Origin of the sequence: Streptomyces sp. NPDC017202 (assembly GCF_044331705.1) — a bacterium.
Classification (GTDB): domain Bacteria; phylum Actinomycetota; class Actinomycetes; order Streptomycetales; family Streptomycetaceae; genus Streptomyces.
Map to the genome: position 1 here is coordinate 774,606 of NZ_JBIRNP010000001.1, position 16,410 is coordinate 791,015.

The window sequence follows — 16,410 nt, forward strand, 5'->3', positions numbered from 1 at the left end:
TTCCCGCCTTTCTTCGCGCTTCCCCGCGGTTCCTTCCGGTTTCTCCGGAACGCCGTCCCGGGCCGCCCGCCAGCCCGCCAGCCCGCCAGCCCGCCCTCCGCACTCCCGCGCCTCCGCCGGCGCCGGCGCTCGTCGGCGAGGCGGGCTCAGGCGTACCGGTAGATCCGTCCCGCGTCCTCCAGCTGGTCGGGGGTGACGTCCCACGGGGGCAGCGGCTGGTACCGGGCGACGACCCGGTCGTGCTGGGCACTGCCCGGCAGCGGTGGCCGGGCGGGCAGATAGCGGTGTTCGCGGTGCCGTCGCTGCCAGCGGGTCCACAGCAGGTCGATGAAGGCGTGGTGCAGCCAGAACACCGGGTCGTTGACGGACGCCCCGCCGACCATGGCCCCGCCCACCCACCGGTGCACCCGGTTGTGGTTGCGCCAGGCGGTGCTGCCCCGGCCGGTCCCCCAGCCCTCCAGCTTGTTGCGGAAGCCGCGGGTGACCGTCGAGTCCCAGGGCGGGACGTCGTAGACCGGGTCCTTCAGCGCCCGCTCGACGTCGGCCTTCGTCGGCAGTCCGATCGGGTCGCGGGCCCGGCCGAGGTCGCGGGTGAGGAACTCGACGTCGGTGACGTTCTCCCTGATCGTCCAGTTGCCCGTCGCGTAGGCGAACGGCCCCGTCGTCACCTGGCGGTCGGAGCGCCGCCCGTTGCCGCCGAGGAGGTCCGCGGTCCAGGGCACGGAGGTCGCCGTGCGGTCCCGCGTCCAGTCCCAGTACGGCACCGTCACCGAGGGATCGACGCGACGCAGCGCGTTCTCCAGGTCCAGCAGGAACCGGCGGTGCCAGGGCAGGAAGGACGGCGCCATGTGGGCCGTCCGCAGGCCGCCCTCGCCGTCGGAGACGTAGTGGTCGATGTGCATGCGCACGAACTCGTCGTACTCGCCCCGGCGTTTCAGCTTCAGCAGGGCTCTGACGAAGCGCCGGCGCTCGTCGGCGGTGAGCGTGCTGACGTCCTTACGGATGTAGGCCATGGTGTCCCCCCAGGTGTGTGTGACGGCCGGTGGCGGCGGCCCGCAGCATCTGTCCGGGGCCCAGTTCGTCGACGGCGGCGCGGGCCGCGTCCAGCGGACTGGCGTACGAGCGGTAGTGGTCGACCATGCTCAGCCAGGTGCCGTCGGCGCGGCGCATGAGGTGCAGCGGGCGGCCGTCGACGGTGATCTCCCAGCGCCCGGCGCCGGCCGCGTCGGCCGCGTCGGCCGCGTCGGCCGGCGGGACGAGCCGGCCGAGCAGGTGGCGCCCGAGGTAGGTCTCGTCGAAGGCGGCTTCCGCGGGCCCGGGGCCGTCCCGGCGGCGGGCGGGCCGCGAGGCGGCGACGAGCGGGGTGAGCGCGAGGGCCGCGGCGGCGGCGAACAGTCCGCGCAGCGCGTCCCTGCGTGTCGTGCGTCTCGGCGGCTGTGCCGGGGCCGTGGTCACGGCGGCGGTTCCGTCCACGCTGACGACCATGTGTGCTCCTCGTCCGGTTCTGTTGTCCACCAGCGGTAACCGCCCGGCGGCCCGCGGGGTCACCGTGCGGACCGGGAAGGACGACAGGCCCGGACGGCGGGGTCCGGGCGTGTGGTCGGGTGTGCTTGCTCAGGGGGCCGGGCGGGCCGGCTACAGGCCCTGGCCGAGTCCGAGGTCGGCGCCCGGCGTCGTCTGCAGGACCGGGGTGAGCACGCCGGCCTGCGGCAGTTGGAGACCCGGCAGGCCGAACCGGTCGGGGTCGGGGGCGGTGAGCGGGGCGTCCAGGGCCAGGCCGGGGCCGAGGGCGCGCAGGTCGGAGGCGGGGGCGTCGACGCCGACGTGGTGGAACCCGTCGCCGAGGACCTCGGGCAGCGGCGTGCGCGTGTCCAGTCCGGGAAGCCCGGCGGAGACCGGCAGTCGCGGGACCACCCGCTCCGGGAGGAGGCGGCCCTCGACGTACCGCGGGCCTTCGGGGGCGCCCGGCAACGGCAGCGGGGCCTCGCCGCCGACCCGGGGCAGTTCCACGTGGAGGGACTTCTCCACGCCGTCCAGCGGGACGGGGACGGGGACCGTGCCGACCGCGGCGGCGGGGGTCGCGGCGCCGGCCGCGGCCGCCACACAGGTGAGCACGGCGGCGAGGGTTCCTCGGGTGGTCGACTTCATCTCGGTACGGGCCCTTTCGGAGTTCTGGACGGGGCGGTGGCCTGCGTACCGGGTAACGAGCCGGAAAACGGCACCAGTTCACGAATCACCCGGATGCCGCAGTGGTGCGACCGCGGGACGGCCGGACCGTCCGTCGATCCGGTGGCGGGCGTGTGGGCGTGCGGGCTGTTCCCCGGGGAGGGCCGCCGCGCCCGCCGCGTTCGTGCGCCCGCTGCGTTCGTGCGTCCCCGCGCCCGTGCGGACCGGCAGCCGTCGTACCGTCCGGGCGGCGGCCGCGGGGGCCGGCGGTCCGCGGCGTCAGGCGCGCAGGCTCCGGGCGGGCAGGATGATGTGCGCGGCCGCCTTCAAGGTCTCCTCGTCGCCCGCGAACGCGTTCAGCGCCTCGGGCGGGACCGTCGCACCGGGCATGTCACCGGACCAGGGGCGGGTGGTGAAGAGGAGGTAGGCGAAGCCGCGCTCGGCCACCGCTTCGAGCCACTCCGGCCGCACCGTGCACTGGGTCTTGAGCCACGGCATGGTCACGACGGCCTGGCCGGCCACGACCAGCATGCTGACGGGCAGGCTCGGCCTCTGGGTGCCGTCGGTGATGTCGCCGACCGGCAGGCCGCTGTAGTCCAGCAGCCGCTCGACAGCGGCCGTCGCGCCCTCGGGGCCGCCGGGACCGTTGCCGAGGGAACAGGCGAGGAGGTAGGGCATCGCACGGCCGTCCGCGGCCTCGCCGCTCCACGGCATCATGACGAGGGTCCCGAGGTCGGCGGCGGGAAAGGGGCGGATCGTGCTGGAGGTTGAGGTCACCGCGCGACCCTAAGGCGTTCCCGGGGTCCGCCCCGGCGGTTGTCACCCGGGCGGAGGACATCGGGCGCGTGCTCCACACGAACGGGGGACGGTGCGGGCGGCTCGTCTCGAACAGCGCGGACGGCCGGTCCCGTTCGTGCCGGGACCGGCCGTCGGCAAGGTCTGCGGGCGGTACGTCAGCCCCGCAGGGGCAGGCCGCCGAGGAGCGAACCGGGGGCGTTGAGCGCGGTGGTCGCGCCCTTGACCGTGCTGAGGGGGGAGTTCTGGTTCTCCGTGTCGAGCGCGTTCGACCGGTGCTTCAGCGGCATCACGTCGATGGGGCCCTTGGTGAGCGTGTTGACGGCGCCGTTGAGGCTGGTGGGGGTGAGGTCGGCGGTGTCGTTCGCGAATGCCGGTGCGGCGGCACCCGCGATCACCAGGGATCCGGCAACGACGGCGGCAGCCTTCAGGGACTTCATCGGGGACCTTTCTTCGGCGCCCCGGCGACTCGGGTCACCAGGGGGATTGTGTCGCCGTGCCTAACGATGTGCGGCGACGGCGGAAACCCCGGACGCGGAAGAATTCCGCGCCCCGGCGCGGGCCCACCCGAACGCCGGGGCGCCAGAAGGAGGAGCGGCCGTCAGGGGGCGGGGAAGCCGAGGACGAGGGTGGCGCACAGGGCGGTGCGGACGACGCGAACGGCCGCCCTTCTGGCGGAAGGGCGGCCGTGTGACGCCGTACGCGTCGCGACCTCGGTCGAGGTGACGTCAGCTGTTGACGCAGGCGTTGCCGAACGCCGGGTTCAGCAGGCCGATCACGTCGACGGTGTTGCCGCAGACGTTGACCGGGATGTGGACGGGAAGCTGGACGACGTTGCCCGACAGCACGCCCGGGGAGTGCGCGGCGACCGCTTCGGCGCCACTGTCGGCGGCGGCGATGCCGGAGGCGCCGGCGACGGCCGCGGCGGCAACGGAGGTCAGGACCAGGCCCTTCGCGATACGCGACATGGAGAGGTGCTCCTTGGGGTTTTGACACATACACCCGGGCGGGGGTGCCCGGCGGTGTGTCAACGCGTGACATCGCCCGGAGTTTTGCCTCCGAACGGGTGAAGCGTCGCCGCGCCGGCCTTCACGACTCCGACACAGGTGACCGACTTCTCCTGATTCATCACGTTGCTGACTAGAGTGACGGCTCGCCCCCGCACGCCTGTCGCCCACCCCCTCGCACCTTTCCTGAAAGGGCACGCCGGTCATGTGCCATCTCCTGGGTCCGCTGCCGCGCCGCGCGACGGTGGGAGTCGTCGCCCTCGCCTCCCGCCGGGCCCCGGCCGGTGCCCCGGCCGCTCCCGCACAGGCCGCCCCGGAGGCCGAGCGCCTCGCGGGCGGCAACGACGGGGACCGCGGCCGTTCGGGTGATTCGTTCATGCTCTCGACCGGCTCGCGGGGTGTCCCGGCGTCGTCCGGCCCGGTCGGCTCATCCGACGATGCGTCGAAATCCACGATCAGCGAGCCGGGGGCGGCTCCGGCGGCGCGTGTCCCGGCGTACGCCCACACGCCCGGTCAGGACTCCGATGTGTTCGATCGGCGAGCGGGTTTGCGGCGCGGCGGTGACCAGCCGGCCTCCCGGCTCGTTTCCCAGCGGGACGCGGCGTGGGCCGGCGGGCTCTTCGTCACCGTCGGCACACGGAAGCAGTAGGCGCGTTCCCGCCCTTCCCGAGCGCCACCGTGAGCGAGGAAACCGCGCGATGCACCAGCCAGAACCCGACGTCGGACCGCGGGTCCTGCACCTCACCCAACCCGTGGACGGCGGGGTCGCCCGCGTCGTGACGGACCTGGCGCGCGCCCAGCTCGCCGCCGGACTGAGCGTCGCCGTCGCCTGCCCCGCCGGTTCCCTCGCCGAGGACCTGCGGTCCCTGGGCGCGGACGTGCGGGGGTGGGAGGCGTCGCGGGCGCCGGGGCCCTCGCTGCCCGGTGAGGTGCGGCGGCTCGCACGGGTGCTCGACGCGGTGCGGCCCGACCTGGTGCACGCGCACAGCGCCAAGGCCGGACTCGCCGGGCGGCTCGCCGTACGGGGGCGGATCCCGACCGTGTTCCAGCCGCACGCATGGTCGTTCGAGGCGGTCGGCGGGGCCACCGCCGCGCTGGCCCTCCGGTGGGAGCGGTTCGGGGCGCGCTGGGCCGACCGGCTGGTGTGCGTGAGCGAGGCGGAGCGGGCGACCGGAGTGCGGGCCGGCATCGCCGGGCGGTGGGCGGTCGTCCCCAACGGCATCGATCCGCGGCGCTTCCACCCGGCCCCCGCCGGCACCGTGCGCGCCGCGCTCCTGCCGGGCACCGACCCGGCCGCCCCGCTCGTGGTGTGCGTGGGGCGGCTGTGCCGGCAGAAGGGGCAGGACGTGCTGCTGGACGCGTGGGACGCCGTCGCGGCCAGGGTGCCGGGGGCCCGGCTCGCCCTGGTCGGCGACGGTCCGGACCGCGACGCGCTGCGCTCCCGCGCCCCGGAGTCGGTGCTGTTCGCGGGGCCCGTCGCCGACTCGGCCCCCTGGTACCAGGGGGCCGACCTGGTGGTGCTGCCCTCGCGCTGGGAGGGCATGGCGCTGGCCCCGCTGGAGGCGCTGGCCTGCGGGCGGCCGGTGGTGGTGACCGATGTGGACGGTGCCCGCGAGAGCCTGCCGGCCGCGCTCGCGCCCCGCTGTCTGGTCGCCCCGCAGGACGCCGCCGCGCTGGCCCGCGCGGTCACCGGTCTGCTGCTCGACCCGCTGCTGCGGGAGTCCCTCGGCCATCAGGGGCGCCGTTACGTCCTGTCCACGCACGACGTGCGGCGCACGGTCGAGCAGGTCGCGGACGTGTACCGCGGCCTCCTCGGCCGGCAGCCGTCCGCCGCCGGTCACCCGGCGCGGGTCGTGCCCACCGAGTGCAGGGAGTCCATCCACTCGTGACTGCGGAAAGCACCGTCCCTCCGCCGACTGCGGAAAGCACCGTCCCCCCGCCCGGCGCGCAGCCCGGGTTCGCCCACGTCTCGGTCATGCCGCGGCGTGAGAGCGCGGCGGGATTCCGGTTCCCGGCCCGGCGGCCCGCCACCCGGCCGCTCTCGCCGCTGCCCCTGTTGCTCGCCGACGGCCTCGCCGCACTGGCGGGCGCCCTGGCCCTGGCCGGGGCGCAGCGCCGCCCGCTGCTCGTCGCCGTACTGGTGGCGGCGACGATACTGCCGCGCCCCCACCGCTCCCGGCCTGTGACCGGGATCCTGGACGAGCTGCCCGCCGTGTGCGGGCGGATCGCGGTGGCCTGGCTCACGCTGGGGGCGCTCGTGGCGGCGTACGCCCCGGCGCACACGCTGTCCGCGCGGACGCTGGCCCTCGGGTTCGCCGCGCAGGCCCTGGCCGGCTGCGCCGGTCGGGCCGTCGTCCATCTGCGGCGCCGCCGGGCGCTGCTGCACCGGCCGCGCGCCGCCCTGGTCGTCGGGCCGGTGGCCACCGCGCAGCGGGTGGCCGCCGCCGTCCTGCGCCACCCCCGCTACGGGGTACGGCCGGTCGGTATCGTCGCCGAACACCCCGGCCGTCCCGACGGGACCGACGGGCTCCCGGTGCTGACCACCGGCCAGGAGGTGCAGCGGGCCCTCATCCAGAACGGTGTCCGCGAGGTGCTGTGCGTGCACCCCTCGGTGCGCACCGCGCAGGGTCCCCTGCTGCGGGCGCTCGCCGAGTCGGGCTGCACCGTGTGGGAGGTCGACGCCGACACCCCGTCGTACGCGACCCGCGAACAGCTCGCCGGGTTCCCCTGCCGGCGGCTGGCCATGGGCGGCGGGCGCGGCGGCGGCCTCCGCAAGCGACTGCTGGACATCGCGGTGTCGGGGACGCTGCTGGTGCTGGTCAGCCCGCTGCTGCTGGTGTTCGCGGCGGTGCTGCGGCTGACCGGCGGGCCGGGCGTGGTGTTCCGGCAGGAGCGCATCGGCCGGGACGGCCGCCCGTTCACCCTGCTGAAGTTCCGCACCCACCGCCCGGTGGACGAGCACGAGTCGGCGACCAGGTGGAGCGTGGCGGGAGAGGTGCGGATGAGTCCGTTCTGCCGCTTCCTGCGCGAGACCTCGCTGGACGAACTGCTCCAGCTGTGGAACGTGCTGCGGGGCGACATGAGCCTGGTCGGTCCGCGCCCCGAACGCCCCTATTTCGTCGCCCAGTTCAGCCAGACCTATCCCGGTTACGCGGCCCGGCACCGGATGCGGACCGGCATCACCGGCCTCGCCCAGGTCCACGGGCTGCGCGGTGACACCTCCATCGAGGACCGGGCCCGGTTCGACAACGCCTACATCGACAACTGGTCGCTGTGGCAGGACGTCTGCATCCTGCTGCGCACCGCGGCCGCCCTCGTGCGACCGACCGGGAGCTGAAACCGTCCGATGACCCTCGCCCCGCCCCCGCCCCGTGCCCGGACGCTGTCGCCGGTGCTGCCCGTCGTCGCCGTGGTGGCCCTGCTCGCGCTGCCGGTCTCCCCCGGCGGCGAGGGCGGCGCGGGACCGGCCGACGCGTTCTCCGCGCTCGTCGTGCTGTTCTGCGCGGTGCGGCTGCTGCGGCAGCGGCGGCGCCCGCTGTCCCGTACGGCGGCCGTGGTGCTGGGGCTGCCGGTGGCCGGGCTCGCGCTCGCCGCGATGGGGGCGTCCTCGCCGGGCGCGGGGATCGGTGGCCTCGGCCGCTATCTCCAGGTGTTCGTCCTGGTCCCGGCGGCGGTGCTGCTGCTGATCCGCGACCGGTCCGATTTCCGGCTGCTGGCCTGGTCGTTCGTGGCTCTCGCGGGCTGGCAGGGCGCGGTCGGCGTGCACCAGTACGTCACCGGGACGGGCGCCTCCTACCAGGGCGAGGAGATCCGGGCCGTCGGCACCTTCGGGGCGCAGGACGTGATGGGCATGGCGACGGTCGTGTCCTTCGGGCTGGTCTGCGCGGTCGGCCTCGCCCTGGGCCGGTCCCCGGCGCGGCAGCGGGCCGTCGCCACCGCCTGCGCCCTCGGACTGCTGCTGCCGCTCGCGCTGTCCTTCAGCCGGGGCGCGTGGATCGCGACGGCGGTGACCTGCTCGGCGCAGCTGGTGCTGGCCGGGCCGCGGCGGGCGGTGAAGGCCGGCGCGGTGGCGGTGGCGGCGGGCGTGGTCCTGGTCGGTGGCCTCGGCGTCGGTACGGCGATGCTCCAGGAGCGCGTCAGCAGCATCACGCAGGTCGCGGACGCCCCCGACCAGTCGGTCACCGACCGGTACACGATGTGGTCGGCGGCGGCCGACATGTGGCGCGAACACCCGCTGACCGGGGTCGGGTTGAAGGGTTTCCCCGAGCACCGGGACGCACACGCCTCGCTGGCGCTGTCCGCCGGCAGCGACACCGAGGGCGCCGGCGCCGGCTTCCGCAAGCAGCCGCTGCTGTCCCCGCACAACATGTACCTGCTGGTCCTGGGTGAGCAGGGCCTGATCGGGCTGCTCGCGCTGGCGGGCAGCTGGCTGGCCCTGCTGGTGTGCGCGCTGCGGGGACTGGTCCGGGCCCGTCGCGCGGACGGCCTCGACTGCGCCCTCGTCGCCTGCGGCCTGCTCGTCTGGCAGCTCACCGACTTCCTGTACGCCGACATCGGCGGGCCCTCGACGGTGCTGACGGCGGTGGTGCTGGGGCTCGCGGCCTGGTGGGCGCTGGCCGGGGGCGGGCAGGACCGCGGGGCCGAAGGGCGGACTGGGCACGAGGGGCGCGCGCGGACGCCCGGGAGCGGTGGGCGCGAGGAGGCGCTCGGGCGATGACGGTGACGCCTTCCCGGTCCCCGCGGACGGACGGCGACGGGGCCGACGGCACGGCCGTACCGCCGGCGCGGCCCGTGGCGCGGCCCGGGGAGACGGCCGGAAGGTCGCCCCTGGAATCGCGAAAGCCGCGGGAATCAGGGGAGTCACAGGAATCGCGGGAGTCACGGGAATCGCGGGCGTCCGGTGGGTTCCTGGCCCGTGCCGCCCTGGTCACCGCCCTCCTGTCGGTGGCCGGGTCGCTGCTCGGACTGGTCCGCGACCAGGCGCTGGCCCGGCTGTTCGGGGCGGGCCGGGACACGGACGCCTTCCTCGTCGCGTGGACGGTGCCGGAGTTCGCGGCCACGCTGCTCATCGAGGACGGGCTGGCGTTCGCGCTGATCCCGGCGTTCAGCCTGGCCCTGGCCCGGCGCGCCCAGGGGGGCGGCGGCGACCCGGTGCGCGCCCTGGTGGCCGGGACGCTCCCGCGGCTGTCGCTGGCGTTCGTGGCGGTCGGCGTCCTCGTGGCGGCGCTCGCCCCGCAGTTGGTCGGAGTCCTCGCGCCCGGCCTGCCCGACCCCGGGCTCGCCGTCGGCTGCACCCGGCTCACCGCGACCTGCGTGGTGAGCTTCGGGCTCGCCGGGTACTGCAGCGCGGCCCTGCGCGCGCACCGGCGGTTCGTGGCGCCGGCGGCGATCTACGTGGCGTACAACACCGGGATCGTCACGGGGATGTTCGTGCTCGGCGAACGCTGGGGGGTGCGGTCGGCGGCGGCCGGGGTCGCGGTCGGCGGCTTTCTGATGGTGGCCGTGCAACTTCCCTCGCTGTGGCAGCAGTTGCGCAGGCGCGGGGCGCGGCCGGTGGGCGACGTCGCCGAGGAGCCGCGGCCGCTGGGCGGGGCCGTGGTGGCGACCGTGCTGCTGTTCGCGCTGTGCCGGCAGTCGCAGGTCCTGGTCGAGCGGTTCCTCGCCTCGCAGCTGCCGTCGGGGGCGATCTCGCACCTGAACTACGCGCAGAAGGTCGCGCAGATGCCCATGATCCTGTCGTTGATGGTGTGCACGGTCACCTTCCCGGTGGTCGCGCGGGCACTGGCCGAGGGTGACACCGAGCGGGCCCGCGACCGGGTGCAGCAGGACCTGGCGCTGGCCGCGTGCGTGGTGCTGCTCGGCACGGCGGGGGTCGTCGCCTGTGCGCCGCAGATGATCGAACTGTTCTTCCAGCGGGGCGCGTTCACCGCGGGGGACACGGCGGCGACGGCGGGCGTGATGCGGGTGTACGCGCTCGGGCTGCTCGGCCAGACGCTGGTCGGGGTGCTGGCCCGCTCCTACTTCTCGACGGGCCGCGCCTCCTGGTACCCGGCCGGCGCGATGGCCGTCGGGATCCTCACGACCTCCGGGCTGGGCGCGCTGTGCGTGGCGCCCTGGGGGGTGTACGGGATCGCCGCCGCCAACGCGGCCGGCATCACCGTCACCGCCCTGGTGCTGCTGGCCGGCACCGCGGGCGGGCCGGCCGGCTCACGCCCGCGGCGGGGCGCGCACCGCGTGCCGCGCGGCGTCCCGCTCCATGTCCCGGGCGTCGTCAACGAGTTGAGCCGGCCGGTACTGGCCGCTCTGGCCGCGGCCCCCGCCGGCGCCTTCGCCGGGAGCCGTTTCGACGGCCCCGCGGCGGGGCTGGCCGCCGGGTCGCTCACCGTGACCGCCGTCTTCGTCCTGCTGGGCTGGGCGCTGGGCGCCCAGGGCATCGCCTCCGCACTCCGATCCGTTCGTCCCGCGACCCGAAGGCTCCCGCATGTCCGTTCCCGTTGACACCGCAACCGGCCCCGTCCCGTGGGTGGCGATGTACCACTCCGTGGGCGACTGCTCCGACGACCCGTACCGCATCACGGTCACGCCCGAGCGGCTGGACCGGCACCTGACCCTGCTGGCGCGATGGGGCCTGCGGGGTGTCTCGCTGGCCGTGCTGCTCGCCGCCCGCGCGCGGGGCGGGGGCCGCGACCTGGCCGGCCTGACCTTCGACGACGGCTACGCCGACTTCCTCACCGGCGCCCTGCCCGTGCTGCGCCGGCACGGCTGCACCGCGACCCTCTTCGTGCTGCCCGGCCGGCTCGGCGGCGACAACGCCTGGGACCCGCTCGGCCCGCGCAGACCGCTGCTGACCGCCGACGGCATCCGCGAGGCCGCCGCCGAGGGCGTCGAGATCGGCTCGCACGGCCTGACCCACGTCGACCTCACCCGGGCGGACGACCGCACCCTGGCGGCCGAGACCGCCGGCAGCCGCGCCGCACTCGCCGAGCTGCTGGGAACGGACGTCGCGGGATTCTGCTACCCGTACGGGACGGTCGACCGGCGCGCCGTGGACGCCGTACGGGACGCCGGATACGCGTACGCCTGTGCGATCGACCCCGGCCCGCTGACCGGCCCGCACGCCCTGCCGCGCGTCCACGTCGGGCAGAACGACACCGCCGCCCGGCTGTTCCTCAAGCACCGGCTGCACCGGCTGCGCCGCCGTCCCGTGGCAGGCCTGCGATGAGGGTGCTGCACGTCATCACGGGGCTCGGGATCGGCGGCGCCGAGCAGCAACTGCGGCTGCTGCTGCGCCACCTGCCCGCCGACTGCGACGTCGTGACGCTGACCGACCCGGGACCGGTGGCCGACGGGCTGACCGCGGACGGGGTGCGCGTCGTCCACCTCGGCATGGCCGGCAACCGCGACCTGGCCGCCCTGCCCCGCCTGGTCCGGATCGTCCGCTCCGGCCGCTACGACCTCGTCCACACCCACCTCTACCGCGCCTGCCTCTACGGCCGCCTCGCCGCCCGGCTCGCCGGGGTGCGCGCCGTCGTCGCCACCGAACACTCCCTGGGGGACTCCCAGATGGAGGGCCGCCCGCTCACCCCGGGCGTCCGCGCCCTGTACCTGGCAGGCGAGCGGCTGGGCCGCACCACGGTCGCCGTCTCCCCCACGGTCGCCGAACGCCTGCGGCGCTGGGGTGTCCGGGCCGACCGGATCGAGGTCGTCCCCAACGGCATCGATCTGGCCCGGTTCCGCTTCGACCCGGTCCGGCGCCACCGCACCCGCCGCCGCCTGGGCCTGCCCGACCACGCCCGGGTCATCGGCGGCATCGGACGCCTGCACCCGGGCAAACGCTTCGACGTCCTGGTCACCGCCCTCGCCGCGCTCCCGGCCGACCACTACCTGCTGCTGGTCGGCGGCGGCCCCGAGGAGAGCGCGCTGCGCCGCACCGCGCACGAGGCCGGCGTCGCCGACCGGGTCCTGTTCACCGGCGAACGGCCCTGTGTCCCGGACGGCAGCCCCGGCCCCGACCTGCCCTCCCTCGCCTGCGCGATGGACGTGCTCGTCTCCCCCTCGCCGGAGGAGGCGTTCGGCCTGGCCGCCGTCGAGGCCCTCGCCTCGGGACTGCCGGTGCTGTACGCGTCCTGCCCGGCGATCGAGGACCTCCCCGCGCACACCGCGCCCGCCGCCCGGCGCGTCACCGGCGGCCCCGAGGCCTTCGTGCGGGCACTCGCCGAGACCCGGGCCGCCGCCCCCGGCCCGCGCACCGCGCCCGACGCCGCCCGCCACTACGACATCACCCGCAGCGCCGCCCGGCTCATGGACGTGTACACGGCCACGGCGGCCCGCCGGCCCCTGCCGTCCCCCTCGTCCGCCCCGTCACCCCAGGGAGTGCCTTCCTCATGACCGACCACCCCACCCGCCCGCACCGCCGAGCCGGCGCCCTGGGCCGCGCCAGGACGCTGCCGCCGTGGTCCCTGCTCGCCGTCGGCGCCCTCACCGGCGGTCTCCTCGGCGGCGCCTACGGGGCCCTGAAGCCACCCGTGTACAGCGCCACGGCGTACGTCGTCGCCGTCCCCACGGAGAAGTCCGACCCGGCGTCCGCCCTCGGCTTCGCGCAGGCCTACGGCCGGGTCGCCACCCAGCTCGCGGTGCTCGGGGACGCGCAGGTGTGGGCGGGCGTCCCGGTGCGGACCCTCCAGGGCGCGGTGCGCACGGCGACCTCGCCCGACGCGCCGATGGTGTCGATCACCGCGACCTCCTCGCGCGCCGACCTGGCCGCCGACATGGCCAACGCGGTGTCGCGCGCGCTGACCCGGCACGCCGCCGGGGCGAAGGCCACCACCCACGTCGAACTCGAGCCGTTCGCGCGCGCGGTCGAGCCCGCCGGGCCGTCCTCGGCGTCCCCCGTGCTGACCGGGCTGGTCGGCGCGAGCGCGGGCGGCCTGCTGGGCGGGCTGTTCCTGCTGGTGCGGCCGAGGGGGAGCAGGCCGGAGCCCGGGAGACCGGCCGCCGTGCCGAGCCCGGCACCCGCCGCCGACGCCCACGGAACGCTGTGAAGCCGGCGTACCCCACCGACGTCGTCACCGACGTCGTCACCGACGAGCAGGACTTCGCCGCCCTGGCCCCCGCCTGGGCGCGCCTGTACCGGCAGTGCGCGACGGCCACCCCCTTCCAGAGCCACCCCTGGCTGCACTCGTGGTGGCTGTCCTACGGCGGGCGGGGCCGGCTGCGGCTGCTCGTGGTGCGCTCCGGCGACGACCTCCTCGCCGTCGCCCCGCTGATGGCCGTGCGCCGCCCGCTGCCCGCGCTGGTGCCGCTCGGCGGGGCGATCTCCGACTACGGGGACGTCCTGGTCGACGACGAGCGGGGCGAGACGGCCGTCGCCGCGCTCACCGAGGCGCTCGCCGCGGCCGCCCGCACCGCGCTGATCGACTTCCGCGAGGTCCGGCCGGGCAGCGCCGTCGAGCGGGTCTACGAGCGCTGGAGCGGGCCGCGGCACCGGGTGAGCGACTCGGTGTGCCTGGAGCTGCCCGCCGTACCGATGGACGAGCTGGTGGCGCGGCTGCCGTCGGCGAAGGCCCAGCGGGTGCGCGCCAAGCTGCGCCGGCTGACCGCGCTCGGCGTGCGGCGCGAGGTGGTCCGCCCCGACGAGGTGGACTCGGCGCTGCGGCGGCTGCTGGAGCTGCACCGGTTGCAGTGGCAGGGCCGCAAGGTGACCGGCGAGCACCTGCGCGACCGGTTCTGCGAGCACCTGGTGCGCTCGGTGGGCCCGATGGTGCGCTCCGGGGACGCGGTGGTCACCGAGTTCCGCCTCGACGACGACGTGGTGGCCGTCGACCTCACCCTGCTCTCGCGCCGCCTGGCCGGCGGCTACCTCTACGGCGCCCACCCGCGGCTGCGCGAACACAAGGCGGACGTGGCGGTGATGCTGCTCGACGCCTGCGCGGAGCACACCCGGCACGAGGCGCGCGGCACCCTGAGCCTGCTGCGCGGCAACGAGCCGTACAAGCACCACTGGCGGCCGGAGCCGGTCGTCAACCAGCGGCTGCTGCTGGCCCGCCGGCGCACCGCCCCGCTGCTGTCGGCGGCGGTGTGGGACGTGGCCGCGCGACGGCGGGGCAAGGAGCTGGTGCGCCGCTGGGAGGAACGGCGGGGGCATCCGGACCGGGGCGACGAGCGGGACCGGCGGGAACGTGCCGCCGGCGGCCGGTCCTGACGTGGACCTGCCGCCGGTGGGGGCGCTCCGCGGGGACGGCTCAGGAGCCGCGCAGCCACCCGTTCAGGCGCACGCACGGCTTGCCGCCCATCCAGTACTCGGCCCAGTCGCCGAGGTCCAGCGGCGAGCAGTCCACCGTGGGCCGCGGGGACGGCTCGGTCGTGGGCGCGGTCGAGGGCGGGGAGGTCGCCGGTGCGGGCGGGACCGTGGCCGTCGGCCCGGTCGCCGGTCCGTCGGTGCGGCCGGAGAGGACCGCACGGTAGACCTCCGACGCCTCGGGGTTCTTCGAGCACTGCCACACACCGTGCGGGCAGTAGTCGGTCACCGTGTTGTACAGCGGTTCGTGCTCGTCCATCCAGGCGAGCATGCGCCGCATGTACTCGGGGTTGTCACCGTTGCGGAAGAGGCCCCATTCCGGATAGGAGACGGGCTTGCCGTGGCTCCTGGCGAAGTCCACGTGTGCCTGGAGTCCGTAGGGCTCCGTCACCTGCTCGTCGAAGGAGATTCCGCTCGGCTGGTCGTAGGAATCCATTCCGATGATGTCGACGGTGTCGTCCCCCGGATAGCACTCGGTCCAGGGAACGGCGTCCCGGCCACGGTTCGGCGTGAAGTCGAACCTGAACTTCTGGCCCGGCACGGCCCGCATGGTGGTGACGATCCGCTTCCAGTACGTCTTCCAGGCCTGCGGGTCCGGTCCGCAGCGGTGGGTGTACGTGATGCCGTTCATCTCCCAGCCGAGCACGATCACCGTGTCCGGCACGTTCGCCTTCACCAGCCGCTCGGCCAGAGCGCGGAAGTGGTGGTCGAACCGGCCCTCCGCGCCCTGCCGCAGCAGTCGGCGCACCTCTGCGTCGGGCACGCCCTCCTCGTTGCGCTCCAGCATGGGGACGTTGAGGACGAGCATCCGGTCGTCCTTCTCGGTCCGCCAGTGGGCCCACGCGTCGAGGAAGCCGGGCCGGCCCTCGATGTTGCTCCACAGGTCGCCCGGCAGGTAGGTGTGGCCGACGCGCAGCTCGGCGCCGCCGAGCCAGCCGCTGAGCCGGGCCATCCGGGCCACGCCCAGCGGACCGTAGTCGAGGTAGGCGCCGAAGGCGGGTCCGGACCTCGCGGTCGGCGCCGGCGACGGAGTGCCGGTCGCGGCCGGGGTCCGGGACGGGGCCGGCGTCACGCTCGGGCTCGCGGTCGGTGCCGGGGTGCCCACGGGGGGCGTGGCCGGTGCCGGTCCGGCGGAGGTCCCCGGTCCGGCGGTGACGGGGACGCTCGGCGTGGGAGCGGGAGAACCGGCGACCCGCGCCACGCCCACCCCCACGCCCGCGCCCGCGCCCGCGGCGAATCCGGGACCGGACGCCAGTGCCGCCGCCACCGCGACCGCCGCCGCGACGACGACGGCCGGCCGCCGGGACCGGGCACGTCGCTGCTGTGGGGTCATGCCTGCTCCTTGTCGCCGCTCTCGTGCTGTCACCGGTGCGCGAGCGCATGACTGACACGCAGTCATATGAAAGTCACAGGAAAAGGAACCACGCCACCGGCGTTACGGCTTTCGGGTGTCCCGATGGCCCGCACCGGTGAGACAACCGAAGGAAGAAGACGTGTCGCAGCTCGACACCCGCGTCCCCGCCGTACTCCTGCGCATCGACCGGAATCCCTTCCATCACGGAACCCTGGGGGCCGTGTGCTCGCTCGGCAGGGCCGGGATCGACGTCCATCTGGTCGCCGAGGCGACCCGAAGTCCCGTCCGCAGATCCCGGTTCGTCGGTCGGCTGCATCCCCCGCCACCGCCCGGCGCCGCCCCCTCTTCACCGACACCGCGGGCCTCGACGTCGTGCGCGCCCAGCACCTCGACCTGACGCACCGTCCGCTGCCGGACGGCCGGGCGCTCCCCGGGCGGACCTTCGTCGTGGAGAACTACGCGCCGCTGACCGCCCTGCGCAGGACCGCCCCCGCCAGCCGCGAACTCGCCTGGCACGCCGGGGACGACACCGCTCCCGGCCGGGCCATGTGGAACCTGTGGACCGCCCACGTGACCCGCCGTCTGCTGGGCCGGCTGCGCCGGACCGGCACGGCGGGCGCGGCGGGCGCGGCGGGCGCGACCGGCGTCCGGCCCCGCGTGGTCCGCCAGGGCCCGCCGCCGCCGTCCTCGACCGGCCTCCCCGAGGTGCCGTACCCACCGCGGACGTCGGCCGTTCCGGCCGACGACGAGAGAGCGAGCAGCCGCTGACCTACGACCCGCCGGTGGTGGGG

The 16,410-nt window shown here is 75.7% G+C and carries 16 protein-coding genes; 9 read left to right on the top strand and 7 right to left on the bottom strand.

Going from position 1 to position 16,410, the window contains the following annotated elements:
* Nucleotides 1-146: 146 nt before the first annotated feature.
* The 6 genes from ACH4N1_RS03225 to chpG form a co-directional block, all read right to left on the bottom strand.
* Entirely contained in the window at nucleotides 147-1,013 is an 867-nt protein-coding gene (locus ACH4N1_RS03225; RefSeq protein ID WP_398094108.1) for a tyrosinase family protein, read from the bottom strand.
* Complete coding sequence (locus ACH4N1_RS03230) at nucleotides 997-1,485, bottom strand: tyrosinase family oxidase copper chaperone (protein WP_398094109.1); 489 nt, start codon at nucleotides 1,483-1,485, stop codon at nucleotides 997-999. The genes ACH4N1_RS03225 and ACH4N1_RS03230 overlap by 17 nt, the downstream gene beginning before the upstream one ends.
* 150 nt (nucleotides 1,486-1,635) lie before the next feature.
* On the bottom strand, nucleotides 1,636-2,148 hold the full coding sequence (locus ACH4N1_RS03235) for a hypothetical protein (protein ID WP_398094110.1): 513 nt from the start codon (nucleotides 2,146-2,148) through the stop codon (nucleotides 1,636-1,638).
* Between the two features lie 297 nt (nucleotides 2,149-2,445).
* Complete coding sequence (locus tag ACH4N1_RS03240; protein ID WP_398094112.1) at nucleotides 2,446-2,943, bottom strand: DUF5949 family protein; 498 nt, start codon at nucleotides 2,941-2,943, stop codon at nucleotides 2,446-2,448.
* A 176-nt stretch (nucleotides 2,944-3,119) separates the two neighbouring features.
* Nucleotides 3,120-3,401 (bottom strand): hypothetical protein, encoded by a 282-nt coding sequence (locus ACH4N1_RS03245; RefSeq protein WP_398094113.1) that lies wholly within the window; start codon nucleotides 3,399-3,401, stop codon nucleotides 3,120-3,122.
* Nucleotides 3,402-3,689: 288 nt separating this feature from the next.
* Nucleotides 3,690-3,929, bottom strand: a complete 240-nt coding sequence (gene chpG / locus ACH4N1_RS03250; RefSeq protein ID WP_398094114.1) for a chaplin ChpG — start codon at nucleotides 3,927-3,929, stop codon at nucleotides 3,690-3,692.
* 737 nt (nucleotides 3,930-4,666) lie between these two features.
* Here chpG and ACH4N1_RS03255 point away from each other — a divergent pair.
* From ACH4N1_RS03255 to ACH4N1_RS03290, 8 genes are all read left to right on the top strand, one after another.
* Nucleotides 4,667-5,857 carry a glycosyltransferase gene (locus ACH4N1_RS03255; protein WP_398094115.1) on the top strand — a complete coding sequence of 397 codons (1,191 nt, stop codon included), beginning with the start codon at nucleotides 4,667-4,669 and terminating at the stop codon, nucleotides 5,855-5,857.
* An 86-nt stretch (nucleotides 5,858-5,943) separates the two neighbouring features.
* Nucleotides 5,944-7,305 (top strand): exopolysaccharide biosynthesis polyprenyl glycosylphosphotransferase, encoded by a 1,362-nt coding sequence (locus ACH4N1_RS03260; protein ID WP_398094116.1) that lies wholly within the window; start codon nucleotides 5,944-5,946, stop codon nucleotides 7,303-7,305.
* Between the two features lie 9 nt (nucleotides 7,306-7,314).
* Nucleotides 7,315-8,685 (top strand): O-antigen ligase family protein, encoded by a 1,371-nt coding sequence (locus ACH4N1_RS03265; protein WP_398094118.1) that lies wholly within the window; start codon nucleotides 7,315-7,317, stop codon nucleotides 8,683-8,685.
* A complete protein-coding gene (locus tag ACH4N1_RS03270) occupies nucleotides 8,682-10,466 on the top strand; it encodes a lipid II flippase MurJ (protein ID WP_398094120.1) in 1,785 nt (594 codons plus the stop codon). Before ACH4N1_RS03265 ends, ACH4N1_RS03270 begins: the two co-directional genes overlap by 4 nt.
* Complete coding sequence (locus tag ACH4N1_RS03275) at nucleotides 10,450-11,190, top strand: polysaccharide deacetylase family protein (RefSeq protein ID WP_398094122.1); 741 nt, start codon at nucleotides 10,450-10,452, stop codon at nucleotides 11,188-11,190. Before ACH4N1_RS03270 ends, ACH4N1_RS03275 begins: the two co-directional genes overlap by 17 nt.
* A complete protein-coding gene (locus tag ACH4N1_RS03280) occupies nucleotides 11,187-12,356 on the top strand; it encodes a glycosyltransferase (RefSeq protein WP_398094123.1) in 1,170 nt (389 codons plus the stop codon). Before ACH4N1_RS03275 ends, ACH4N1_RS03280 begins: the two co-directional genes overlap by 4 nt.
* Nucleotides 12,353-13,009, top strand: coding sequence for a lipopolysaccharide biosynthesis protein (locus tag ACH4N1_RS03285; RefSeq protein WP_398094124.1), 657 nt, complete (start codon nucleotides 12,353-12,355; stop codon nucleotides 13,007-13,009). Before ACH4N1_RS03280 ends, ACH4N1_RS03285 begins: the two co-directional genes overlap by 4 nt.
* Entirely contained in the window at nucleotides 13,006-14,169 is a 1,164-nt protein-coding gene (locus ACH4N1_RS03290; RefSeq protein ID WP_398094125.1) for a GNAT family N-acetyltransferase, read from the top strand. The genes ACH4N1_RS03285 and ACH4N1_RS03290 overlap by 4 nt, the downstream gene beginning before the upstream one ends.
* A gap of 40 nt (nucleotides 14,170-14,209) precedes the next feature.
* Here ACH4N1_RS03290 and ACH4N1_RS03295 read toward each other — a convergent pair whose 3' ends face one another.
* The gene (locus tag ACH4N1_RS03295; RefSeq protein WP_398094127.1) at nucleotides 14,210-15,598 is read right to left on the bottom strand and encodes a glycosyl hydrolase; all 1,389 of its coding nucleotides are present in this window, start codon (nucleotides 15,596-15,598) and stop codon (nucleotides 14,210-14,212) included.
* A gap of 393 nt (nucleotides 15,599-15,991) precedes the next feature.
* On the opposite strand from ACH4N1_RS03295, the gene ACH4N1_RS03300 reads away from it, so the two are divergent.
* Nucleotides 15,992-16,387 carry a hypothetical protein gene (locus ACH4N1_RS03300; protein ID WP_398094129.1) on the top strand — a complete coding sequence of 132 codons (396 nt, stop codon included), beginning with the start codon at nucleotides 15,992-15,994 and terminating at the stop codon, nucleotides 16,385-16,387.
* Nucleotides 16,388-16,410 lie beyond the last annotated feature (23 nt).